We start from the raw sequence: 22,237 nt of genomic DNA, 5'->3' as shown, positions 1-22,237 counted from the left end.
TTTATAACTTCTGGGGCAGATGTTACGGCGCGCCTCCCCACCGCAACCGTCTATCGCCGACAGAATCGGCTCCCATGAAGATGTCAGCGCTTCTGTCCCGCAACACCGTCCGGCCCGGCCTGGTGGGCACCGCCCGCGTAGATAGGAATATCGATCGACTGCTCCGCAGGGTCTGCCCTGGCGACATAGTGGTCCTCGACATCCTGGATCTCGACCGCATTACCGCCGACGCGCTGGTGGAAGCTGACATCGCCGCGGTCGTCAACGCGTCCCCGTCCGTCTCCGGGCGCTACCCCAACCTCGGCCCGGAGGTTCTGGTCAACAACGGGGTCACCCTGATCGACGAGACTGGGCCGGAAATCTTCAAGAAGGTCAAGGACGGCTCCAAGATCCGCCTCTACGAGGGCGGCGTGTACTCGGGTGACCGCCGACTGATCCGCGGCACCGAGCGCACCGACCACGACATCGCCGACCTGATGCGGGAGGCCAAGAGCGGTCTGGCCGCTCACCTGGAAGCCTTCGCGGGCAACACCATTGAGTTCATCCGCAGCGAAAGCCCGTTGCTGATCGACGGAATCGGCATCCCCGATATCGACGTCGACATGCGCCGCCGCCACGTGGTGATCGTCTCCGAAGAGCCCAGCGCTGAAGAAGACTTGAAGTCCCTCAAGCCGTTCATCAAGGAGTACCAGCCCGTCCTCGTCGGCGTCGGTCACGGAGCCGACGTCCTGCGCAAGGCGGGCTACCGCCCCCAGCTCATCGTCGGTGACCCCGATCAGATCAGCGCCGAAGTCCTCAAGTGCGGTGCCCAGGTGGTGCTGCCCGCCGACGCCGACGGCCACGCCGCCGGTCTGGAACGGATCCAGGACCTCGGCGTGGGGGCCATGACGTTCCCCGCCGCCGGCTCGGCCACCGACCTGGCCCTGCTGCTCGCCGATCATCACGGTGCGGCGCTGCTGGTCACCGCCGGCCACACGGCCAACATCGAGACGTTCTTCGACCGCACGCGGTCGCAGAGCAACCCCTCGACCTTCCTCACCCGCCTGCGGGTAGGGGAAAAGCTGGTGGACGCCAAGGCGGTCGCCACGCTGTACCGCAATCACATCTCCGGCGGCGCCATCGCGCTGCTGGCGCTGACCATGCTGATCGCGATCATCGTCGTGCTGTGGGTCTCCCGCACCGACGGCGTGGTGCTGCACTGGATCATCGACTACTGGAACCGATTCACCCTCTGGATCCAGAACCTGATCTCCTAGGAAGTGCCCTGATGATCTCGTTACGCCAACATGCCATCTCGCTGGCCGCCGTCTTCTTGGCGCTGGCCATCGGGGTGGTGCTGGGCTCCGGCTTCTTCTCCGACACCGTGCTGTCCAGCCTGCGGAACGAAAAGCGCGACCTGGCCGGTCAAGTCAGCAGCCTCAACGACCAGCGCAATCAGCTGAATGAGAAGCTCAGCGCGGCAAACGCTTTCGATGCGCAAGTGCTCGGCCGTATTGTGCACGAGGCCTTGGCGGGCAAGGCGGTGGTCCTGTTCCGGACACCGGACGCCAGGGATGAAGACGTGGCGGCGGTGTCGAAGATCATCGGGCAGGCCGGCGGATCGGTCACCGGCACCGTGTCACTCACCCACGAATTCGTCGAGGCCAACTCCGGGGAGAAACTGCGCTCGGTGGTCAACTCCTCGATCCTGCCGGCCGGTACTCAGTTGAGTACCAAGCTGGTCGACCAGGGTTCGCAGGCCGGCGACCTGCTCGGCATCGCCATGCTGGTCAGCACCAACCCTCAAGCCCCGGCCGTGGACGACACCGCCCGTGACACCGTGCTGGGCGCCCTGCGCGAGACCGGCTTCATCACCTACCAGCCCAACAACCACCTGGCGGCGGCCAACGCCGCCATTGTCGTCACCGGCGGTGCAGTGCCCGCCGATGCCGGCAACCAGGGGGTCACCGTCGCGCGGTTCGCCGCGGCGCTGGCACCGCACGGCTCGGGAACGGTCCTCGCCGGGCGCGACGGATCGGCCGGCGGCAGCGCCGCGGTCGCGGTAGCCCGTGCCGATGCTGCCATGGCGGCTGCCATCAGCACCGTTGACGACGTCGAGGCCGAACCGGGACGCATCACGGCGATCCTGGCCCTGCACGATCTGGCGGCCGGCGGCCATCCCGGTCACTACGGCAGCGGACATGGCGCGTCGTCGGTGACCGTTCCCCAGTAGGGCGTGTTCGCCGCGGCGGGCCGCCGTGGATGTTAGGGTGGGTTTCCGTGGGTCGGCAGGCCCAGCTCGTTGATTTCCCTGCATATGCCCTGCCCGTCTTCACGGAGGTCGCCCCGTTGCGTAAGCATTCGCAAATCGCCACCAAGCACCTCTTCGTCAGCGGTGGCGTCGCTTCATCACTGGGCAAGGGCCTGACGGCGAGCAGCCTCGGCCAGTTGCTGACCGCACGCGGTTTGCACGTCACCATGCAGAAGCTAGATCCCTACCTCAACGTCGATCCGGGCACCATGAACCCGTTCCAGCACGGTGAGGTCTTCGTCACCGAGGACGGGGCCGAAACCGACCTCGATGTCGGCCACTATGAGCGCTTCCTCGACCGCGACCTGTCCGGGTCGGCCAATGTCACCACCGGGCAGGTGTATTCGACGGTGATCGCCAAGGAGCGCCGTGGCGAGTATCTGGGCGACACGGTTCAGGTGATCCCGCACATCACCGACGAGATCAGGCGGCGCATCCTGGCCATGGCCGAACCGGACGCCACCGGCCACCGGCCCGACGTCGTCATCACCGAGATCGGGGGCACCGTCGGCGACATCGAATCGCAGCCGTTTCTCGAGGCGGCCCGCCAGGTCCGCCACTACGTGGGTCGTGAGGACGTGTTCTTCCTGCACGTGTCGCTGGTGCCTTACCTGGCTCCGTCCGGTGAACTCAAGACCAAGCCCACCCAGCACTCCGTGGCGGCGCTGCGCAGCATCGGTATCAGCCCGGACGCGCTGATCCTGCGGTGCGACCGGGATGTTCCCGAAGCTTTGAAGAACAAGATTGCCCTGATGTGTGACGTCGACATCGACGGCGTCATCTCCACCCCGGACGCGCCGTCGATCTACGACATCCCCAAGGTGTTGCACCGCGAGGAACTCGACGCGTTCGTGGTCCGCCGGCTCAATCTGCCGTTCCGCGACGTCGACTGGACCGAGTGGGATGACCTGCTGCGCCGGGTGCACGAACCGCACGAGACCGTCCGAATCGCTCTGGTGGGCAAGTACGTTGAACTGTCCGACGCCTATCTCTCGGTCAGTGAGGCGTTGCGCGCCGGGGGCTTCAAGCACCGCGCCAAGGTCGAAATCGTGTGGGTGGCATCCGATGACTGCGAGACGCCGAGCGGTGCGGCGCATACGCTCGGCGACGTACACGGCGTGTTGATTCCCGGCGGTTTCGGCATCCGCGGCATCGAGGGCAAGATCGGCGCCATCCGCTACGCGCGGGCGCGCAGCCTGCCGGTGCTGGGATTGTGTCTGGGTCTGCAGTGCATCGTGATCGAAGCCGCCCGCTCGGTGGGACTCGCCGAGGCCAATTCGGCGGAGTTCGAGCCGAACACACCGGATCCGGTCATCTCCACCATGGCCGATCAGGAACAAGCTGTCGCCGGTGAAGCGGATCTCGGGGGCACCATGCGACTCGGCGCCTACCCCGCCGTATTGGAGCCCGATTCGATTGTGGCCCAGGCGTATCAGGACACCCAGGTGTCCGAACGTCATCGGCACCGCTACGAGGTCAACAACGCCTACCGGGAGCGCATCGCGCAGAGCGGGCTACGCTTCAGCGGGACGTCACCCGACGGGCACCTGGTGGAGTTCGTCGAGTACCCGCCCGATCAGCACCCCTTCATCGTCGGCACCCAGGCTCACCCCGAACTCAAGAGCCGTCCGACCCGACCGCATCCCTTGTTCGTGGCCTTCGTCAAGGCGGCCATCGATTACAAAGCGGGCGAACTGCTGCCCGTTGAAATCCCCGAGATCCCGGAGCATCACGCCTCCAACGGCAACGAGCGTCGAGACACCGACGGTTCGGCGGTAGGGCAGTCGCTAGCCGAACCCGCCACCCGTGGCTGAGCACGACTTCGAGACGGTAGCGTCGGAATACCTCTACCAGGGAGCCATTTTCGCGCTGCGACGGGACGAGGTGCGGATGCCGGGCGGTAACATCGCCAAACGCGAAGTGCTCGAGCACTACGGCGCGGTGGCGGTGGTCGCGATGAACGAAAATGACGAGATCGCGTTGGTTTACCAGTATCGCCACACTTACGGCCGCAGAATCTGGGAGCTGCCGGCCGGCCTGCTCGATTCTCCGGATGAAGCGCCGCACCTTACGGCCGAGCGTGAACTCGAGGAGGAGGTCGGACTGCACGCCGGTATCTGGAAGGTGCTGCTCGACGTCAACACCGCCCCCGGTTACAGCGACGAGTCCGTGCGGGTGTATCTGGCGACCGGGCTCACCGACATAGGGCGCCCCGAGGCGCACGACGAAGAAGCCGATATGACGATGCAGTGGTTCGCCCTCAACGACGCGGTCGAAAAGGCACTCAACGGTGAAATCGTCAATTCGATTGCCATTGCCGGGATTTTCGCGGCCCACGCAGTCACCACCGGCATCGCCCAGCCGCGTCCGCTGGACACCCCGTGGATCGACAGGCCGACGGCGTTCGCCGAGCGTAAGGCCGCGCAGTGACGACGGCATTGACGCTCGATGCCCAGATGCAGGGCTACCTCGACCATCTGACGATCGAGCGCGGCGTGGCGGCCAACACCCTGAGCTCGTATCGGCGCGATCTGCGCCGCTACTCGAAACATCTGGAAGAACGCGGAATTCAGGATCTGGCGAAGGTCGGCGAGAACGACGTCAGCGAATTCCTGGTGGCGCTGCGCCGCGGAGATCCCGAGTCCGGCGCCGTGGCGTTGTCGGCGGTCTCGGCGGCGCGGGCCCTGATTGCGGTGCGCGGACTGCACCGGTTTGCCGCCGCTGAAGGCTTGGCCGAGTTGGATGTTGCACGGGCGGTCCGGCCGCCGACGCCGGGGCGCCGGCTGCCCAAGAGCCTGACCGTCGACCAGGTGCTGGCGCTACTGGAAGCCGCCGGCGGCGAGGACGCGTCTGACGGCCCGCTGACTTTGCGCAACCGGGCGCTGCTGGAGTTGCTGTACTCCACCGGATCACGCATCTCTGAAGCCGTCGGGCTCGACGTCGACGACATCGACACCCACGCGCGGTCGGTGTTGTTGCGCGGCAAGGGCGGAAAGCAGCGGCTGGTGCCGGTCGGTCGGCCTGCCGTACAAGCGCTGGAGGCCTACCTGGTGCGCGGCCGCCCGGATCTGGCCCGCCGGGGTCGTGGTACGCCCGCGATCTTCCTCAACGCCCGCGGCGGCCGGTTGTCGAGGCAGAGTGCCTGGCAGGTATTGCAGGACGCGGCCGAACGGGCGGGGATCACCTCGGGCGTGTCACCACACATGCTGCGGCATTCGTTTGCCACGCATCTGCTCGAGGGCGGTGCCGACGTGCGGGTGGTCCAGGAGTTGCTGGGTCACGCATCGGTGACCACCACGCAGATCTACACCCTCGTCACCGTGCACGCCTTGCGAGAGGTGTGGGCCGGCGCCCACCCGCGCGCCACGTGAGCGCGAGGAGACGCTAAAGCCCCTTGGAGCGGACGCTCCAAGGGGCTTTAGCGTCTCCTCGCGCAACTAACCGAGGTACTCCGACTCAAGCACGAGGTCCGACACCATCGACTGGTATTCCAGGTGCGTCTTGTGCTCGGTGGTATTCCACGTCTTGCCCTGCTGTTCGCGCATGTATCCGCGATACTGCGGCGCCCCCGGCACCCGGACATTGTCGGCGACGGCGATCGAGCCGGGGTGCAGCCAACCGCGGTCCAAGATGCTCTTCAAATCATCCAGGTAAGCGTCCTTGTCATGATCGAGGAACAGCAAATCGATTGTGCCCGAACCGAATCCGTGCTCGTTGGCCAGCGCGTCCAGGGTGCGCCCGCCGTCTCCAATGGTGCCGACCACACACGTCACCCGGTCGGCCACTCCGGCATGAGCCCAGATCCGCCGTGCGTTCACAGCGTTGGCCTCGGCGAGTTCGACGGAGTACACCTTGGCGCCCGGGGCGGCACGGGCGATCCGCAGCGCGCCGTATCCGACGTAGGTGCCGAGTTCCAGGGCGACCGACGGATCGGCGCGTCGCACCGCGGCGTCGAGCAGTTGCCCTTTCTCGTCCCCGACGTTGATCAACATCGATTTCTCATAGGCGAACCTGTCGATGGTGGCCAGCACGTCGTCGATGTCGCCGGCCCGCGCATGGTTCAGCACGTAGTCGACGGCCGCCGCTTCGCGTCCGTCACCGATTTGGCCGGTCCTGCTGATATTGCGTGCCCCGGTGGCCATCCGCCATACCGACCACCGCAACAGGGGTATGCGCCGTTTGAGATCCATGGGTATCCACGATAGGCGCTCACCTGCGGCGCAATTCGGAAACTCTGGTTGCCTGGTTGGCCTATGAGTCTTCGATGAGCACCGCTGAGCACCCCGTCTGGGGTTGCTTCTTGTCAGGTCGGCAAGGCATGTTGGCAATAGGTGCGCCGGAAAGTCTGGTCGGCAACTCGGCTCGGAGCGGGTCGAGTGTGTTTCGAACTGGAAGGCGAATCCGTGTCAAGCAAACCGAGCAGCGTGTCGGATGCCCCACAAGCGCCTGAGGTTGGCCTCCTGACCTACACCGGCCGGCTCGGCGGCGGTCTTTGGGCGGATGTGCAGCGAAAGCTGCCTTTCTACACGAGCGACTTCAAGGACGGGCTGCATCCGAAAGCCGTAGCATCTGTCAGTTTTCTTTTCTTCGCGTGCCTTGCAAATGCTATTGCCTTCGGTGGCCTCACCAGTGTCATGACCGACGGTGAGATCGGCATCGTGGAAATGATTGTGGCAACCGCCGTCGGCGGAATCCTGTTCGCGCTCTTGTCCGCCCAACCCCTGACAATTTTGGGCGGCACCGGCCCCATCGTCATATTCACCGGCCTGCTGTACACGATGTGCCGGCGTTTCGATCTTCCCTTTTTACCGGTCTACGCCTGGGTAGGAGTCTGGTCAGGCGTTCTCATGCTCGTCCTCGCGGTGACCGATGCCAGCGCGCTGATGAGGTTCTTCACCCGCTTCGTTGACGAGATCTTCGCCGTCCTCATCGCCGTCATCTTCATCGTCGAAGCGGCGCGCTCCGTGGCGTCGCCCTTCACCGCGTCACCGCGCAACGACGCGACTGCCCTGATGACCGTGGTGCTGGCACTCGGAACATTTCTGTTGGCCCGCAACTTCAAGACTTTCCTGCAGACCAGGTATATCCAGCGCAGGTTCCGTGAATTCGTGGCAGATTTCGGACCCACCATCGCCATCGCGCTGATGACGATATTCGCTTTGACGTTGCCGGAGGTCAAGGTGGCGGACGTGGCCATTCCCGACCATTTCGGCACCACCACCGGCCGGCCCTGGCTCGTCGACATGTTCTCGGTGCCCGTCTGGCTGATCCTCGCTTGCCTCGGGCCGGCTATCCTCGTCACGGTTCTGCTATTTCTCGATCAGAACATTACGACTCGTCTGGTCAACAGCCCGTCGCATGCCCTCCGCAAAGGTGGGGGATATCACCTGGACCTGGCTGTCGTCGGGGTCATCACCGCGGTGTGCTCGGTGTTCGGTTTGCCCTGGATTGTGGCGGCCACCGTCCATTCCCTCAACCACGTCAAGAGTCTGGCGACCACGACACGACAAGACGACGACTCCGGTGCCGAGCGAATCCTGGCTGTCCGAGAAAATCGAGTTTCCCCGCTCGCCATCCATATCCTGATTGCGGCCTCGCTTTTCATGTTGCCGCTGATCAAGACAATTCCGATCGAGGTACTTTTTGGCCTGTTCCTGTTCATGGGTTTCGCCACCCTGAACGGGACGGACTTCTATGCGCGGTTGAAATTGTGGTTGACGGACCGCAACCTGTACCCCGACACCCACTACGTTCGTCATGTTCCCTGGAAGGTCATCCACCTCTTCACCCTGGTCCAGGTTCTCTGTCTGGTGGTGTTGTGGATCCTCAAGAGCAGCCCGGCAGGGATCTTGTTCCCCCTGTTCATCGCGATGCTGGTGCCGTTTCGCCTCCTGCTCAACAAGTGGTTCCAGCCACAGCACCTGGCATTGCTCGACGCCGATGAGCAAGCGGGCGATGACAGCATGGGGGACTTCCGGCCCTGAGCTCGAGCCGCTCCGAGTCGCACCCGGGTCCGCCTGCGGCAACAGGATCCGACCTCGCAGACCGTCGGCATCGGGCGCGGATCTCCGCGCGGGTTGATTTGCCCGCGGGTCTCCCGGCGCAAGTACACCCAGCCGTTAGACTTTCCTGCAATGTCCATGCTGACGTCCACCAACCGCGACCGGGCATGACCGACCACCCCGGCAACGGTCCAGAGATCGGCCTGACCGGCCGACCGCCGCGGGCGATTCCCGAACCCAAGCCACTGGCCAGCCACGGCCCGGCCAAGGTCGTCGCGATGTGCAACCAGAAGGGCGGCGTCGGCAAGACGACCTCGACGATCAACCTGGGCGCCGCCCTGGCCGAGTACGGCCGGCGGGTCCTGCTGGTGGACATGGACCCACAGGGCGCGCTGTCCGCCGGGCTGGGCGTCCCGCACTACGAGCTGGAAAAGACGATTCACAACGTGCTGGTGGAATCGCGGGTGTCGATCGACGACGTGCTGCTCCACACCCGGGTCAAGAACCTGGACCTGGTGCCCAGCAACATCGACCTGTCGGCGGCGGAGATCCAGCTGGTCAACGAGGTGGGCCGCGAACAGACGCTGGCCCGGGCGCTGTACCCGGTGCTGGACCGCTACGACTATGTGCTGATCGACTGCCAGCCGTCCCTCGGACTGCTCACCGTCAACGGCCTGGCCTGCGCCGAAGGCGTGGTCATCCCCACCGAATGCGAATTCTTCTCGCTGCGCGGTCTGGCGCTGCTCACCGACACCGTCGACAAGGTGCGCGATCGGCTCAACCCCAAACTGGACATCAGCGGCATCCTGATCACCCGCTACGACCCGCGCACCGTCAACTCCCGCGAGGTGATGGCCCGCGTCGTGGAACGCTTCGGTGATCTAGTGTTCGACACCGTGATCACCCGCACCGTCCGCTTCCCGGAGACCAGTGTCGCGGGCGAACCCATCACCACCTGGGCGCCCCGATCGGCGGGTGCTCTCGCTTATCGCTCGCTGGCTCGCGAATTCATCGACCGATTCGGCGTGTGAGCGGCCCAGACAGTCCGGCGGCATCCGAGAACGGGTTTCAGGTCCGGCTGACCAACTTCGAGGGGCCGTTCGACCTGCTGCTGCAACTCATCTTCGCGCACCGGCTCGACGTCACCGAGGTGGCGCTACACCAGGTCACCGACGACTTCATCGCCTATACCAAGACCATCGGCGCGCAGTTGGACCTGGAAGAGACCACCGCTTTCCTGGTGGTCGCGGCAACCTTGCTCGACCTCAAGGCGGCCCGCCTGCTGCCCACCGGCCAGGTCGACGACGAGGAAGATCTCGCCCTGCTGGAAGTACGTGACCTGCTGTTCGCCCGGCTGCTGCAATACCGGGCGTTCAAGCACGTCGCCGAGATGTTCGCCGAGCTGGAGGCCACCGCGCTGCGCAGCTACCCGCGCGCAGTGGCGCTCGAGGAGCGCTTCGAGGGCCTGCTGCCCGAGGTGATGATCGGTGTCGACGCCCAGCGGTTCGCCGAAATCGCGGCGATCGCCTTCACCCCGCGGCCGGTCCCAACGGTCGGCATCGGTCACCTGCACGTCGAACCGGTGTCGGTGCCCGAGCAGGCCAGGCACATCCTGACCTTCCTCGAAGGTCGAGGCAGTGGCCAATGGGCCTCGTTCTCGGAGCTGGTGGCCGACTGCACCGTGCCGGTCGAGATCGTCGGGCGCTTCCTTGCGCTGCTCGAACTGTATCGGTCCCGGGCTGTAGCATTCGACCAGTCCGAGCCCCTTGGCGTGCTCCAGGTTTCGTGGACCGGGGAACGGCCAGCGAGCGAATCCTTGCTAGAAGTGCGAGATCAGTAGATGACCCAATGGCCGCCCGATGGCGAGCTGGATGCTGGCATCCCGGATATCGCCGAACCTGCCGAAATGGATCCCGACGAACTCGGCCGGGTGCTCGAAGCGCTGCTACTGGTGGTGGACACCCCGGTGACCGCCGAGGCGCTGGCCTCGGCCACCGAGCAGCCCGTCTACCGGGTCGCCGCCAAGCTGCGGCTGATGGCCGATGACTTCACCGCTCGTGACAGCGGCATCGACCTGCGGCACTCCGGCGAGGGGTGGCGGCTCTACACCCGGGCGCGCTTTGCGCCCTATGTCGAGAAGCTGCTACTGGACGGCGCGCGGACCAAGCTCACCAGAGCCGCTCTGGAAACGCTGGCCGTGGTGGCCTACCGCCAGCCGGTGACCCGCGCGCGGGTGAGCGCGGTGCGCGGCGTCAACGTCGACGCCGTGATGCGAACCCTGTTGGCGCGCGGGCTGATCACCGAGGTCGGCAACGACGAGGACAGTGGCGCAGTCACTTTCGCCACCACCGAGCTCTTCCTGGAGCGGCTGGGGCTGACGTCGTTGTCCGAATTGCCCGACATCGCGCCGCTGTTGCCCGATGTCGACACCATCGACGACCTCAGCGAAACCCTGGACAGCGAGCCGAGGTTCATGAAGCTCAACGGCGGCCGGACCGCCGATCAGCCGTTGACGTTCGATGTGGACCACGACTGATGGCCGAATCCGACGACCGGGGGACCCGCTTGCAGAAAGTGTTGTCCCAGGCCGGGATCGCCTCGCGCCGGGCAGCCGAGCGGCTGATCGTCGAGGGCCGGGTGGAAGTGGACGGGCAGGTGGTGACCGAGCTGGGCACCCGGGTCGATCCGGACGCCTCGGTGATCCGCGTCGACGGAGCCCGCGTGATCCTGGATGACTCGCTGGTGTACCTGGCGCTGAACAAGCCGCGCGGCATGCACTCGACCATGTCCGACGATCGCGGCCGCCCCTGCATCGGCGACCTGATCGAACGAAAAGTCCGGGGAAACAAGAAGTTATTTCATGTGGGGCGGCTGGACGCGGACACCGAAGGGCTGATCCTGCTCACTAACGACGGGGAGCTGGCACATCGGCTGATGCACCCGTCACACCAGGTGCCCAAGACCTATCTCGCCACGGTCACCGGTGCCGTGCCGCGCGGCCTGGGCAAGCAGCTGCGCGCCGGCATCGAATTGGACGACGGCCCGGTGCGGCTCGACGACTTCGCGGTGGTCGATGCGATCCCCGGCAAGTCGCTGGTGCGGGTGACGTTGCACGAGGGCCGAAACCGGATCGTGCGTAGACTTCTCGCGGCCGTCGGGTTTCCGGTCGAAGCGCTGGTGCGCACCGACATCGGCGCGGTGACCCTGGGTAAGCAGCGCCCGGGCTCGGTGCGGGCCTTACGGCACGACGAGATCGGGCAATTGTACAAGGCGGTGGGGTTGTGAACGGGATGGTTGTCGCGATCGACGGCCCTGCCGGCACCGGAAAGTCCTCGGTGTCAAGGGGATTGGCGCGCGGACTGGGGGCGCGGTTCCTCGACACGGGTGCGATGTACCGGATGGTCACGCTGGCGGTGCTGCGCGCGGGTGTCGACCCCGCAGATGCCCGGGCCGTCGCTGAAACCGCGTCCGCTGCAGAGCTTTCCGTCGGATATGATCCGGACGCGAGCAGCTTCTCCCTTGCCGGAGAGGATGTTTCGGCGGAGATCCGGGGTGACGACGTCACCCGGGCCGTGTCCGCCGTCTCGGCGGTGCCGTCCGTGCGCACCCGGTTGGTCGATATCCAACGCGAGATGGCCGACGGCCCGGGCACTATCGTCGTCGAGGGACGCGACATCGGGACGGTCGTCTTCCCCGATGCGCCGGTCAAAATCTTCCTCACCGCCTCTGCCGAGACGCGGGCGCAGCGCCGCAACGCGCAGAACATCCGGGCCGGGCTCACCGACGACTATGAGGCCGTCCTGGCCGACGTGCGCCGCCGCGATCACCTTGATTCCACCCGCGCGGTGTCGCCACTGCGCGCCGCGCCGGATGCGATCGTCGTCGACACCAGCGAAATGACCGAAGCCGAGGTGATCGCTCACCTGCAGGAGTTGGTCACCCAGCGAAGTGGGGCGGTGCGATGACCGAGGACGGTACCTGGTCTGACGAAAGTGACTGGGAGCTCACCGATTTAGAGTCGGACGAGCTGACCGAGGCCGGGCCGGCGCCGGTCGTGGCGATCGTCGGACGGCCCAATGTCGGCAAGTCGACCCTGGTGAACCGGATTATCGGGCGGCGCGAAGCGGTGGTGCAGGACGTGCCGGGCGTCACCCGGGACCGGGTGTCCTACGACGCCCTGTGGACCGGACGCCGGTTCGTGGTGCAGGACACCGGGGGATGGGAACCCGACGCCAAGGGGCTGCAACAGTTGGTGGCCGAGCAAGCCTCGGTGGCCATGCGGACCGCCGATGCGGTGATCCTGGTGGTCGACGCCACCGTGGGAGCCACCGCCGCCGACGAGGCCGCGGCCCGCATCCTGCTGCGCTCCGGCAAGCCGGTGTTCTTGGCCGCCAACAAGGTTGACAGTGAGAGGGCCGAAGCCGACGCCGCCGAGCTGTGGTCGCTGGGCCTGGGTGAGCCGTACGCGATCAGCGCCATGCACGGCCGCGGGGTCGCTGAACTGCTGGATGCGGTGCTGGCCGCAGTGCCCGACGTCTCCGAAGTGACATCGACGGGCGGCGGCCCGCGCCGGGTCGCCCTGGTCGGTAAACCGAACGTGGGCAAGAGTTCTCTGCTGAACAAGCTGGCCGGTGATCAGCGGTCGGTGGTTCACGACGTTGCCGGTACGACGGTCGATCCGGTGGACTCGCTGATCGATCTGGGCGGCAAGGTGTGGCGGTTCGTCGATACCGCCGGTCTGCGCCGTAAGGTCGGGCAGGCCAGCGGACACGAGTTCTACGCCTCGGTGCGGACCCGCGGAGCCATCGACGCCGCCGAAGTGGTGGTCGTGCTGATCGACGCCTCGCAGCCGCTCACCGAGCAAGACCTGCGGGTGCTGTCGATGGTGATCGAGGCCGGACGCGCGCTAGTGCTCGCATACAACAAGTGGGACCTGGTCGACGAGGACCGGCGCGACCTGCTGGACCGGGAGATCGACCGCGAACTGGTGCAGGTGCGCTGGGCGCAGCGGGTCAACATTTCGGCCAAGACAGGCCGGGCGGTACAGAAGTTGGTCCCGGCGATGGAGACCGCGCTGGCGTCGTGGGACACCCGGATTGCCACCGGCCCGCTGAACACCTGGATCAAAGAGGTGGTGGCCGCGACCCCGCCGCCGGTGCGCGGCGGCAAGCAGCCACGCATCCTGTTCGCCACCCAGGCCGCCTCCCGCCCGCCCACGTTCGTGCTGTTCACAACCGGATTCCTGGAAGCCGGCTACCGGCGCTTCTTGGAGCGGCGGCTGCGTGAGACGTTCGGATTCGAAGGCAGCCCGATCCGGATCAATGTACGGATGCGGGAAAAGCGGTCGGCTCAGCGCCGCTGATCTAGCCGCCATCTTTTGTCGCCGCATTAGAATTCCCACGATGCGGACATAGAAAGCTACATCACAGGAATATCCCGTTGACATGCGCGTATGTCGTTTTTTAGTATTTCCCGTATAGCGGATCATAACAACCGTATTGTGGGAATAGCGAGGGACTGAGATGACGACGGAGCAGGCTCTGACCAGAAGCCAGACGCGGTTCAGCGTGCGCGACAAATCGATCTTGATCACCGGTGCTACCGGTTCGCTCGGGCGCGTCGCGGCGCGTGCACTAGCCGACGCGGGCGCCCGGTTGACACTCGCCGGCGGCAATGCTGCCGGCCTCACCGATCTCGTCGACGACGCCGGCATCGACGGCGCAGTACTGGTTCCGCGCCGACCGGAGACTCCCGCCGACGCCCAAGCGATGGTCGAGGCAGCCGTCGCCCGCAACGGCCGACTGGACGGCGTACTGGTCGCCTCGGGCATGAACCACGTCGCGCCCATCACCGAGATGGCTGTTGAAGACTTCGACAAGGTCATGGACGCCAACGTGCGGGGGGCGTGGCTGGTCAGTCAGGCTGCCGGGCGGGTCATGCTCGATCAGGGTCTCGGCGGCAGCGTCGTGCTCGTCTCCTCCGTGCGCGGCGCGCTCGGACACGCCGCCGGGTACAGCGCCTACTGTCCGTCCAAAGCGGGAACCGACCTGCTCGCCAAGTCACTTGCCGCCGAGTGGGGCGCTGACCGGATCCGGGTGAATGCCCTGGCGCCCACGGTGTTCCGTTCCGAGCTGACCGAGTGGATGTACGCCGACGACGAAAAGGGACGCACGACCCGCGAAGCGATGTTCTCCCGAATTCCGCTGCGCCGCTTCGCCGAACCCGAAGACTTCGTCGGCGCCCTGATCTACCTGCTCAGCGACGCCTCCAGCTTCTACACCGGTCAGGTGATGTATCTGGACGGGGGATACACCGCATGCTGACCTCGCATGGCTTCACCCGCGCGGCCGTGGTCGGCGCCGGCCTGATGGGCCGTCGGATCGGGGGGGTGTTGGCATCGGCGGGAATCGATGTCGTCATCACCGATACGAACGCCGAAATCCTCGATGCCGCAGCCGCGGAGGCGCGTGAAGTGTCCGGCGCGGGGCGCGGTTCGGTTGCGGCCGCAGGTGATCTTGCCGCGGCGGTTGCAGATACCGATCTGGTCGTCGAAGCGGTCATCGAAAACCTCGACATCAAGCAGCAACTCTTCGCACGACTGGCCGCACTGGCGCCGGGTGCCGTACTGGCCACCAACACCTCGGTGCTGCCGATCGGTGCCGTCACCGAGCGAGTCGAAGACGGCGCCCGCGTGGTAGGGACGCATTTTTGGAATCCGCCCGATCTGATCCCGGTCGTCGAGGTCATTCCTTGCGAGCGAACCAGCTCCGAGACCGTGGACCGGGTCATCGGTTTGCTGAGCGAGGCCGGCAAGATGCCGGTGCGGGTCGGCCGTGACGTCGCCGGTTTCATCGGCAACCGCTTGCAGCACGCGTTGTGGCGCGAGGCGATGGCCCTTGTCGCCGAGGGTGTTTGCGATGCGGCGACGGTGGACTTGGTGGTGCGCAACACGATTGGGCTGCGGCTGGCCGCCCTCGGCCCCCTGGAGAACGCCGACTACATCGGCCTGGACCTGACGTTGGCCATCCATGACGCGGTGATCCCGAACATCAACAGCGACCCGCATCCCAGCCCGCTGCTTCGCGAGCTGGTCGAGGCGGGCCAATTGGGAGCACGCAGCGGCCGGGGGTTCCTCGACTGGCCCGAGGGCGCCCGAGAAGAAACGGCCGCCCGGTTGGCCGGGCACATCAGTCGGCAACTCAACACAGAAAGGACGTTGTAGTCATGGAATTCACCTGGCCCCTCGGTGAAGCCGAGTCAGCATTGGAGTTTTACGACCTGTCGCACCCGTGGGGACACGGGGTGCCGGCGTGGCCGTACTTCGAGGACGTCAAGATCGAACGGCTGCATGGCATGGCGAAAAGCCGGGTGCTGACCCAGAAGATCACCACCGTCATGCATTCCGGCACCCACATCGACGCCCCCGCCCACGTGGTGGAGGGCACGCCGTTTCTCGAAGAGATCCCGCTGAGCGCCTTCTTCGGCACCGGGGTCGTTGTCTCGATTCCCAAGGGCAAGTGGGGCGTGGTGACCGCCGAGGACCTGGAGAAGGCCACACCGGAAATCCGGCCCGGCGACATCGTCATCGTCAACACCGGCTGGCATCACAAATACGCCGACAGCGCCGAGTACTACGCCTATTCTCCGGGCTTCTACAAAGAAGCCGGCGAGTGGTTCGCCGCCAAGGGCGTCAAGGCCGTCGGCACCGACACCCAGGCGCTGGACCATCCGCTGGCCACCGCGATAGCACCGCATGGTCCCGCCGAAGCGCAAGGTGGTCTCTTGCCCTGGGCGGTCAGGGAATACGAAGAGCAGACCGGCCACAAGGTGCTCGACGACTTCCCGGAATGGGAGCCCTGCCACCGCGCGATTCTGTCCAAGGGCATCTATGGCTTCGAAAACGTCGGCGGTGACCTGGACAAGGTGACCGGCAAACGGGTCACGTTCGCCGCCTTCCCGTGGCGATGGGTGGGTGGCGACGGCTGCATCGTGCGGTTGGTCGCGATCGTCGACCCGACCGGCAACTACCGCATCGAGACGGGCGAGGCGGCCTGAACATGAACGTGACCCGTGCCAGCGATGCGCCGACGTATGTGGCGTCCGCCCACCACCGCGTGTCCACCGCGCGACTGCAAGGTCTGGAGGCCGGGCCCACCGAGCGGTTCTGGGTCGGCCTGTCCCTGTACCAACCCGGCGGCATGGCCGAAAAGGCCGCTGCCCCAGCCGAAACCGTCTATGTCGTGCTCGACGGCGAATTGGTGATTCACACCGATGAAGGCGAGACCGTGCTGGGCCGGCTCGACAGCATGCACTTGGCCAGGGGAGAGATGAGGTCGATCCTGAATCGCTCGGACCACGAGGCCACGCTGCTGGTCACCATCGCCCACCCGGACAGGGACGAGTCATGAGCGTCCTATTGACGGTGGCGCCGACCGGGCCCATCGCCACCAAGGCCGACAACCCGGCGCTACCGACCACCCCCGAGGAGATCGCGACGGCCGTCGAACAGGCCTACCACGCCGGCGCGTCGGTCGCCCACATTCATCTTCGCGACGAATACGAAAGGCCGACAGCCGATCTCGGCATCGCACGGCGCACCATGGATCTGATCGCCGAACGGTGTCCGATCCTGATCCAGATGTCCACCGGAGTCGGCCTGAGCGTGCCGTTCGAAGAGCGCGAGAAGTTGGTGGAGCTGCGGCCGCGGATGGCCACGCTAAATCCCTGCTCAATGAGCTTCGGCGCCGGGGAGTTTCGCAATCCCCCGAACGCGGTGCGTCGGCTGGCCGGACGCATGGCCGAGCTGGATATCAAGCCGGAGCTGGAGATCTACGACACCGGCCATCTCGAGGCCTGCCTGCGGTTGTGGGCCGAGGGGTTGCTGGCTGAGCCGCTGCAGTTCAGCATCGTGCTCGGGGTCCAGGGCGGCATGGCCGCCACCGCCGATAACCTGCTGACCATGGTGCGCCGGTTACCCCCTGGGGCGATCTGGCAAGTCATCGCTATCGGCCGGGCCAACCTGGAGCTGACGGCGATGGGTTTGGCGCTGGGCGGCAACGCGCGAGTCGGGCTGGAGGACACCCTGTACTTGCGCAAGGGTGAGCTGGCGCCGAGCAATCTGGCACTGGTCTCACGCACGACGCGTCTGGCGCAGGCTCTGGACCTCCCCATCGCGTCCGTCGAAGAAGCCGAGGCCGTGCTGCAACTGCCGGTCGGGAGAGGAGTTCGTACATGACTGCGATGCCGGAGACTGCCGAGGCCCGCAGCGGCGGCATTCAGGTCATTGCCCGGGCCGCCGAGATACTGCGTGTGCTGCAGGCACATCCGGGCGGACTGAATCAGGCCGACATCTGCGAGCGGGTCGGGATGGCCCGCTCGACCGTCAGCCGGATCCTCAATGCGCTGGAAGACGAGGGACTGGTCGCGTCGCGCCCGGGAGCCCGGGGGCCCTACCGATTGGGACCGGAGATCGCGCGGATGGCCAACACGGTACGGCTCGGCGTCGTCACCGACCTGCACCCGTTTTTGACCGACCTGTCCCGCAGCCTCAACGAGACGGTCGACCTGTCGATCCTGGACGGTGACCGCGCGAATTTCATCGACCAGGTGGTGGCACCGCACCGCCTGCAGGCCGTGAGCGCGGTGGGGGAGTCATTTCCGCTGTACTGCAGCGCCAACGGCAAGGCGTTGCTGGCAGCGCTGCCGCCTGATCAGTTAGCCCAGGTCATGCCCAAGCGGCTGGTGCAGCTCACCACGAACACCATCACCGATCAGGCCGCCTTGGGCGCCGAGTTGGAACGGATCCGGTCCGAAGGCGTCGCTTATGACCGTGAGGAGCAGACCGAAGGCATCTGCGCCGTCGGTGCGGTGCTGCACGGTGTCAGCGATGTGCTGGTTGCGGTTAGCGTGCCGGTTCCGGCGCAGCGGTTCTACGGCCGCGAGGCCGAACTCGCCCAAGCGCTGCGGGCGTGGGTTTCGAAGGTCGACACCCGCTCGCGCACCCGATACTGAGGAGGTATCCAGAAATGTCAAAATCATTGCAGGAGAGTCTGGTCGGAGCCTGGAGGCTCGTTTCCTACGTCGAGCGGGACAGCCCCGAAGGTGCGCCCCGGTACCCACACGGTGAAGATGCCCAGGGCTTGATCATGTACACCCCGGACGGGTACATGTCGGCGCAGATCCAGTCCTCGGGCCGGCCGGACTACGACCGGCCAGTGGCCAGTGGCGGCACGACCGAACAGGCCGCCGCCGCCGCGCTGGGCTACCTGGCCTACAGCGGGCGATACTTCGTCGACGAGGAGACCGGTGACATCCGGCATCAGGCGACGCTGTCCCTGGTCCCGAACTACCTGGGCCAGTTCCACCTGCGGCACAGCGACCTCGACGGTGACCGGCTGACGCTGTCCTCGGAATTGACCCTGCCCGACGGGCGGACCGTGTACTCCGCGCTGCTGTGGGAGCGGGCGGCGGCTGCCGACGCGCAGGTGGCCTAGGTCTGGCCTTCCGGGTGGCTGCGGTAGGCTGTCGACCTGCTGCTGGTTCACGGATCGGCAGCACCGGGCTGTGGCGCAGTTTGGTAGCGCACTTGACTGGGGGTCAAGTGGTCGCAGGTTCAAATCCTGTCAGCCCGACACAGGTCAGAGGCGGTTTCCGAGGTCCGGGAGCCGCCTTTTTTCATGCTGTACCGCCTTTGCATACCGCCATCACAATCCGAGCGCATCGCCGAGCCCGTCGACTGCGGCCCGCGCCGTGTCGTCGCTGGTGTGTCCATACAGGTCGCCGGTGATGCTGATCGACGCGTGGCCGAGTAGGTCGGCGGCAGCCTTGCTGTGCACGCCTGATTCCAGCTAGCCAACTGCTGCTCAATGGCGCCCGGGATATCGGCCGTCCCTATCGCGGACGAAGCCGCGTGCGTCTTTCTGCTTCGATGTGCGGCTCCGGTGATGCATGTCGATCGTGGATCGACAGCGACGTCATCCGCGGGTAGAGGATTGCCGGGCCTAACCATCGGGAGAGGAAGCGGCGCAGTTCGATTCCCTTGCGCGGCTCCTGGCCCGGATCGGTCAGGAGGGACTGCACGGTGCGCAAGGTCATCTCGGCAAGGTCATGGAGGGCGCGGGTATCGAAGCCGTGAAGCTTCCAATCGACATCGAAGTGGTGAAAAGCGGTTAAGCAGACCGAGATTGCCGTGTCGGAGGATAGCGAGGTGACGGCTTCGCCGTCATTCCGCGCGGTCAGTAGGCTTTCTAGCTGCGGATCGCCTGCGAGGTTCTCGACTCCGAAGGCAACACATTCGACCACTACGGCGACGGGGTCTTTGAGGCCGCTGACGTGTTGTGTGACCTGGTCGATGAATCCGTTGACGGCACGCATCCCGCTGGCCATGAGCAATGCGTCGGCATTGGGAAAGTAGCGGTACACCGTCTGGCGAGTGACCCCGAGCCTGCGGGCGACGTCGGCGAGGCGTATCGCCGCGCCATTTTCGGCAACCTCCTCGTCTACCGCAGTCAGGATGCGCGAAATAGCCTCTTCGTCCGAAGAGGGCGTCGAACCCGCCCAGCCGCGACTACGCATTCGCCGTCACCATCCTTTCGCTGGTGAACTCAATCCGAAGAGTCGAGGGACCAGTCATTCCTAGCAACGGCTTCCAGGGAGCCGGACCGACGCGATGAGCGTCCGGAAGGCGGCGGGTGAGGACGGTGAGGGCTTCCGCGAGTTCCCGGCGTGCGAGGTTCGCCCCTAGGCAGTAATGCGCGCCACCACCGAACGTCAGAATTGCGGGGACGTCGTTGCGTGTGATGTCGAAGCGGTCTGCATCGTCGTAGATCGCTGGATCACGGTTGGCTGCAAAAGTGTTCACGACTACGAGAGTTCCTGCCGGGAACATGTAGCCGGCGAATTCGACATCGTCAGCGGCGGCTCGCGGCACGATGCAGGCTGCGGGCGAGTGGCGCATACTCTCCTCGACCGCCTGCATCGCAAGCTCTGGTTGGTCGCGCAACTTCGCCCACTGGTCCGGATGCCCGCACAGCACCTGCACCGACGCCGACAGTTGGTTTCGCGTCGTGTCCGTTCCCGCCATGAGGAACCCGGCCACCAGCATGCGGAGTTCGTCGAGGTTGAGCCGGTCGCCGTCACTTTCGGCACGGATGAGGTCCGACAGCAGATCTTCCGTGAGGTTGTCTCGGCGGGCGGCGACCATGTCGTCAACGTAGGCGTCGAGTTCGCTCCACGCGCGCATGATCGCGGCCTCATCGAAGTTGACGTCAGGCTGGAAGTTGAGGGCCTTGAAAATCTCCTCGGTCCAGTCCGCGAACATCTGCCAGTCCTCGCGGGGCGCACCAAGCAGCGCGCAGATGATTGGGGTCGGGTACCGATACGAGATGTCGGTCACGACGTCGCACCGGCCGGCGTCCGCGACCTGGTCGATCAGCCCGTTGACCACGTCGCGGATCGTGTCTTGGAGACGGGAGGTCGCGCGGGGAGTGAACGCCCTGGACACCAGCTTGCGCAACCGGGCATGTGATGCACCATCCAGGCCCAGGAGGCTGTTCGCCATCTTGTCGAACAACGGCCCCGACGTGATGCCTTGCGCCGCCAGGGTGACACCGGGTGGTAGGCGGAATCGGTTGTCGCGCAACAGGTCACGGGCCATCTCATAGGAGAGGATTTCGGGACCGAGCGGGCCGATGGCGATAGGTGAACGCGATTGCGCGTTGCGAACGTCCTCGAGGACGTCATGCGGAGTGGCGTTGAGGTCGTAGCTGAACATGGGTAGGCCGGCCTCGAAGACGTTGGGAGCGGTGCCGTTCGCGTTCATCCGATCTTTCGCCTTCCAATCCCGCCTGCTCAGGCGGACCTACGGACGTAATCTTCGAAAGCGTATGACCACTGCCCGCGGGCCGTCAAGAGAGTCCAGGATAACGCCAGCTAGTACCGGATGTCTGGTTCTATGATCATACGAATAGTCCTAGAATGTCCGTACTCTGGCGGGCACCCGTTGTCCACGCATCGTGAGGCTGTGGGCGAGCATCCGCTCCCCGAGCGAACGAGTCGTCTCGGTCAGGGTCCGCGTGATGGTGTACGGCAGGAATCCGGAATTGCGTCGCGTTCCTGCATGAGCCCATCAGGTGGAGTCTGATCGGGGGCGCAGTGCTGGTACCTCCTCGGTGCGGCCCTCACCCAGCGTCGCTGACGTGCGGCTCGAGCGAATGTCTCGACCTGATGCTGCTGCCGTGATCAATCCGTGACTCTTCCGTGACCATACTGAAAAGTATGTTACTGTGCTCGGGCAGCAAGCCGCTGTGACCGGCATCACTTGCGCAACGAGGGCGGTCGGACGGCTTGCGATGTTGCTGAGTGGTCCCGAGGGCAGGGAGTTGTCTGGTGACCTACGTGGTGGTGGGGCCTCAGAGGGTGCGGGTTGCGGCGGGGGATTTGGCCAGGCTGGGATCAGTCGTCGATGCAGCCAGTGCGGGAGTGCGGACGTCAACTGCGCAGGTGTTGGCCGCCGGCGCGGATGAGGTCTCGGCGGCGATTGCGGCGCTATTCGGCGAGTACGGGCAGACCTACCAGGCCCTCAGCGCGCAGGCCGCCACCTTTCACCAGCGGTTCGTGCAGGCCGTGACTGCCGGGGCGAGCGAGTATGCGGCCGCAGAGGCGGCAAATGCTTGGCAGGTCCTCGCGCAGGACGCGCTGGGCGTGATCAACGCCCCCGCCAACGCGCTACTTGGGCGCCCCCTGATCGGTGACGGCGCCAACGGTTCCCCAGGGACCGGCCAGGCCGGAGGGCCGGGCGGCATCTTGTGGGGCAACGGCGGTGCCGGTGGATCCGGTGCGCCGGGAAAGAACGGCGGTGCCGGCGGGCCAGCGGGATTGTTCGGTAACGGCGGAGTCGGCGGGGCCGGCGGAGCCGGGGTGACCGGCCTGAGGGGGGCAGCGGGGC

The 22,237-nt window shown here is 65.7% G+C and carries 24 protein-coding genes and 1 tRNA gene; 21 read left to right on the top strand and 4 right to left on the bottom strand.

The genetic code is table 11. From position 1 onward, the window contains the following. Positions 1-74 precede the first annotated feature (74 nt). From steA to xerD, 5 genes are all read left to right on the top strand, one after another. Positions 75-1,256: a putative cytokinetic ring protein SteA gene (gene steA / locus AWC08_RS17380; protein WP_065136624.1), complete on the top strand. Its 1,182-nt coding sequence runs from the start codon at positions 75-77 to the stop codon at positions 1,254-1,256. Between the two features lie 11 nt (positions 1,257-1,267). Then, entirely contained in the window at positions 1,268-2,212 is a 945-nt protein-coding gene (locus AWC08_RS17375; RefSeq protein ID WP_069435521.1) for a copper transporter, read from the top strand. 116 nt (positions 2,213-2,328) lie between these two features. Continuing rightward, positions 2,329-4,104, top strand: a complete 1,776-nt coding sequence (locus AWC08_RS17370) for a CTP synthase (RefSeq protein WP_069435522.1) — start codon at positions 2,329-2,331, stop codon at positions 4,102-4,104. Further along, positions 4,097-4,720: an NUDIX domain-containing protein gene (locus AWC08_RS17365; RefSeq protein ID WP_065134210.1), complete on the top strand. Its 624-nt coding sequence runs from the start codon at positions 4,097-4,099 to the stop codon at positions 4,718-4,720. Before AWC08_RS17370 ends, AWC08_RS17365 begins: the two co-directional genes overlap by 8 nt. A 26-nt stretch (positions 4,721-4,746) precedes the next feature. Further along, a complete protein-coding gene (xerD, locus tag AWC08_RS17360) occupies positions 4,747-5,661 on the top strand; it encodes a site-specific tyrosine recombinase XerD (protein WP_065134214.1) in 915 nt (304 codons plus the stop codon). Positions 5,662-5,727: 66 nt separating this feature from the next. On the opposite strand, the gene AWC08_RS17355 is transcribed toward xerD, so the two are convergent. Continuing rightward, positions 5,728-6,480: an O-methyltransferase gene (locus tag AWC08_RS17355; protein WP_065134209.1), complete on the bottom strand. Its 753-nt coding sequence runs from the start codon at positions 6,478-6,480 to the stop codon at positions 5,728-5,730. 213 nt (positions 6,481-6,693) lie between these two features. Between AWC08_RS17355 and AWC08_RS17350 the strand changes: the two genes are divergently transcribed. The 15 genes from AWC08_RS17350 to AWC08_RS17280 all read left to right on the top strand — a co-directional run bounded on the left by AWC08_RS17350 (position 6,694) and on the right by AWC08_RS17280 (position 18,923). After that, complete coding sequence (locus AWC08_RS17350) at positions 6,694-8,274, top strand: sodium bicarbonate transporter family protein (RefSeq protein WP_069434807.1); 1,581 nt, start codon at positions 6,694-6,696, stop codon at positions 8,272-8,274. Between the two features lie 185 nt (positions 8,275-8,459). Then, entirely contained in the window at positions 8,460-9,323 is an 864-nt protein-coding gene (locus AWC08_RS17345) for a ParA family protein (RefSeq protein ID WP_065134208.1), read from the top strand. Beyond that, positions 9,320-10,132, top strand: coding sequence for a segregation/condensation protein A (locus AWC08_RS17340; RefSeq protein ID WP_065134207.1), 813 nt, complete (start codon positions 9,320-9,322; stop codon positions 10,130-10,132). Before AWC08_RS17345 ends, AWC08_RS17340 begins: the two co-directional genes overlap by 4 nt. Further along, positions 10,133-10,828: an SMC-Scp complex subunit ScpB gene (gene scpB, locus AWC08_RS17335; RefSeq protein ID WP_065134206.1), complete on the top strand. Its 696-nt coding sequence runs from the start codon at positions 10,133-10,135 to the stop codon at positions 10,826-10,828. It abuts the gene before it with no gap. Continuing rightward, on the top strand, positions 10,828-11,577 hold the full coding sequence (locus AWC08_RS17330; RefSeq protein ID WP_065134205.1) for a pseudouridine synthase: 750 nt from the start codon (positions 10,828-10,830) through the stop codon (positions 11,575-11,577). Before scpB ends, AWC08_RS17330 begins: the two co-directional genes overlap by 1 nt. A 5-nt stretch (positions 11,578-11,582) precedes the next feature. Continuing rightward, positions 11,583-12,257: a (d)CMP kinase gene (gene cmk, locus AWC08_RS17325; RefSeq protein WP_065134212.1), complete on the top strand. Its 675-nt coding sequence runs from the start codon at positions 11,583-11,585 to the stop codon at positions 12,255-12,257. After that, positions 12,254-13,654: a ribosome biogenesis GTPase Der gene (gene der, locus AWC08_RS17320; RefSeq protein ID WP_065134204.1), complete on the top strand. Its 1,401-nt coding sequence runs from the start codon at positions 12,254-12,256 to the stop codon at positions 13,652-13,654. The genes cmk and der overlap by 4 nt, the downstream gene beginning before the upstream one ends. Before the next feature lie 160 nt (positions 13,655-13,814). Then, a complete protein-coding gene (locus AWC08_RS17315; RefSeq protein ID WP_065134203.1) occupies positions 13,815-14,615 on the top strand; it encodes an SDR family NAD(P)-dependent oxidoreductase in 801 nt (266 codons plus the stop codon). Then, positions 14,609-15,514, top strand: coding sequence for a 3-hydroxyacyl-CoA dehydrogenase family protein (locus tag AWC08_RS17310; RefSeq protein ID WP_069434801.1), 906 nt, complete (start codon positions 14,609-14,611; stop codon positions 15,512-15,514). The genes AWC08_RS17315 and AWC08_RS17310 overlap by 7 nt, the downstream gene beginning before the upstream one ends. A 2-nt stretch (positions 15,515-15,516) precedes the next feature. Further along, positions 15,517-16,347: a cyclase family protein gene (locus AWC08_RS17305; protein WP_065134201.1), complete on the top strand. Its 831-nt coding sequence runs from the start codon at positions 15,517-15,519 to the stop codon at positions 16,345-16,347. Between the two features lie 2 nt (positions 16,348-16,349). After that, on the top strand, positions 16,350-16,700 hold the full coding sequence (locus AWC08_RS17300) for a beta-D-galactosidase (protein ID WP_065134200.1): 351 nt from the start codon (positions 16,350-16,352) through the stop codon (positions 16,698-16,700). Continuing rightward, on the top strand, positions 16,697-17,527 hold the full coding sequence (locus tag AWC08_RS17295) for a beta-keto acid cleavage family enzyme (RefSeq protein ID WP_065134199.1): 831 nt from the start codon (positions 16,697-16,699) through the stop codon (positions 17,525-17,527). The genes AWC08_RS17300 and AWC08_RS17295 overlap by 4 nt, the downstream gene beginning before the upstream one ends. Positions 17,528-17,532: 5 nt before the next feature. Next, positions 17,533-18,303, top strand: a complete 771-nt coding sequence (locus AWC08_RS17290) for an IclR family transcriptional regulator (protein ID WP_372511608.1) — start codon at positions 17,533-17,535, stop codon at positions 18,301-18,303. Between the two features lie 14 nt (positions 18,304-18,317). Beyond that, the gene (locus AWC08_RS17285) at positions 18,318-18,785 is read left to right on the top strand and encodes a lipocalin-like domain-containing protein (RefSeq protein ID WP_069434803.1); all 468 of its coding nucleotides are present in this window, start codon (positions 18,318-18,320) and stop codon (positions 18,783-18,785) included. 64 nt (positions 18,786-18,849) lie between these two features. Then, positions 18,850-18,923, top strand: a tRNA-Pro gene (locus AWC08_RS17280). Between the two features lie 72 nt (positions 18,924-18,995). Here AWC08_RS17280 and AWC08_RS39090 read toward each other — a convergent pair. The 3 genes from AWC08_RS39090 to AWC08_RS17265 are packed head-to-tail and all read right to left on the bottom strand — an operon-like array spanning position 18,996 to position 21,112. Then, on the bottom strand, positions 18,996-19,127 hold the full coding sequence (locus tag AWC08_RS39090) for a hypothetical protein (protein WP_264073104.1): 132 nt from the start codon (positions 19,125-19,127) through the stop codon (positions 18,996-18,998). Positions 19,128-19,182: 55 nt separating this feature from the next. Then, on the bottom strand, positions 19,183-19,866 hold the full coding sequence (locus AWC08_RS17270; protein ID WP_069434804.1) for a TetR/AcrR family transcriptional regulator: 684 nt from the start codon (positions 19,864-19,866) through the stop codon (positions 19,183-19,185). Next, positions 19,859-21,112 carry a cytochrome P450 gene (locus AWC08_RS17265; RefSeq protein ID WP_069434805.1) on the bottom strand — a complete coding sequence of 418 codons (1,254 nt, stop codon included), beginning with the start codon at positions 21,110-21,112 and terminating at the stop codon, positions 19,859-19,861. The genes AWC08_RS17270 and AWC08_RS17265 overlap by 8 nt, the downstream gene beginning before the upstream one ends. Before the next feature lie 566 nt (positions 21,113-21,678). Between AWC08_RS17265 and AWC08_RS17260 the strand changes: the two genes are divergently transcribed. Further along, the coding region (locus tag AWC08_RS17260) for a PE family protein (protein WP_142283639.1) at positions 21,679-22,237 on the top strand (559 nt) is incomplete at its 3' end.

Source organism: Mycobacterium gordonae, from assembly GCF_002101675.1.
In the GTDB taxonomy this organism is placed as follows: domain Bacteria; phylum Actinomycetota; class Actinomycetes; order Mycobacteriales; family Mycobacteriaceae; genus Mycobacterium; species Mycobacterium gordonae.
This window is presented reverse-complemented; position numbering and strand designations above follow the sequence as displayed.

Bases quoted from the DNA above. Each gene is read 5' to 3' on its own strand.
- steA (WP_065136624.1), top strand. From the start codon at position 75: ATGAAGATGTCAGCGCTTCTGTCCCGCAACACCGTCCGGCCCGGCCTG.
- AWC08_RS17375 (WP_069435521.1), top strand. From the start codon at position 1,268: ATGATCTCGTTACGCCAACATGCCATCTCGCTGGCCGCCGTCTTCTTG.
- xerD (WP_065134214.1), top strand. From the start codon at position 4,747: ATGCAGGGCTACCTCGACCATCTGACGATCGAGCGCGGCGTGGCGGCC.
- AWC08_RS17355 (WP_065134209.1), bottom strand. From the start codon at position 6,480: ATGGATCTCAAACGGCGCATACCCCTGTTGCGGTGGTCGGTATGGCGG.
- AWC08_RS17345 (WP_065134208.1), top strand. From the start codon at position 8,460: ATGACCGACCACCCCGGCAACGGTCCAGAGATCGGCCTGACCGGCCGA.
- scpB (WP_065134206.1), top strand. From the start codon at position 10,133: ATGACCCAATGGCCGCCCGATGGCGAGCTGGATGCTGGCATCCCGGAT.
- AWC08_RS17330 (WP_065134205.1), top strand. From the start codon at position 10,828: ATGGCCGAATCCGACGACCGGGGGACCCGCTTGCAGAAAGTGTTGTCC.
- cmk (WP_065134212.1), top strand. From the start codon at position 11,583: ATGGTTGTCGCGATCGACGGCCCTGCCGGCACCGGAAAGTCCTCGGTG.
- der (WP_065134204.1), top strand. From the start codon at position 12,254: ATGACCGAGGACGGTACCTGGTCTGACGAAAGTGACTGGGAGCTCACC.
- AWC08_RS17315 (WP_065134203.1), top strand. From the start codon at position 13,815: ATGACGACGGAGCAGGCTCTGACCAGAAGCCAGACGCGGTTCAGCGTG.
- AWC08_RS17310 (WP_069434801.1), top strand. From the start codon at position 14,609: ATGCTGACCTCGCATGGCTTCACCCGCGCGGCCGTGGTCGGCGCCGGC.
- AWC08_RS17305 (WP_065134201.1), top strand. From the start codon at position 15,517: ATGGAATTCACCTGGCCCCTCGGTGAAGCCGAGTCAGCATTGGAGTTT.
- AWC08_RS17300 (WP_065134200.1), top strand. From the start codon at position 16,350: ATGAACGTGACCCGTGCCAGCGATGCGCCGACGTATGTGGCGTCCGCC.
- AWC08_RS17295 (WP_065134199.1), top strand. From the start codon at position 16,697: ATGAGCGTCCTATTGACGGTGGCGCCGACCGGGCCCATCGCCACCAAG.
- AWC08_RS17290 (WP_372511608.1), top strand. From the start codon at position 17,533: ATGCCGGAGACTGCCGAGGCCCGCAGCGGCGGCATTCAGGTCATTGCC.
- AWC08_RS17285 (WP_069434803.1), top strand. From the start codon at position 18,318: ATGTCAAAATCATTGCAGGAGAGTCTGGTCGGAGCCTGGAGGCTCGTT.
- AWC08_RS17270 (WP_069434804.1), bottom strand. From the start codon at position 19,866: ATGCGTAGTCGCGGCTGGGCGGGTTCGACGCCCTCTTCGGACGAAGAG.
- AWC08_RS17265 (WP_069434805.1), bottom strand. From the start codon at position 21,112: ATGAACGCGAACGGCACCGCTCCCAACGTCTTCGAGGCCGGCCTACCC.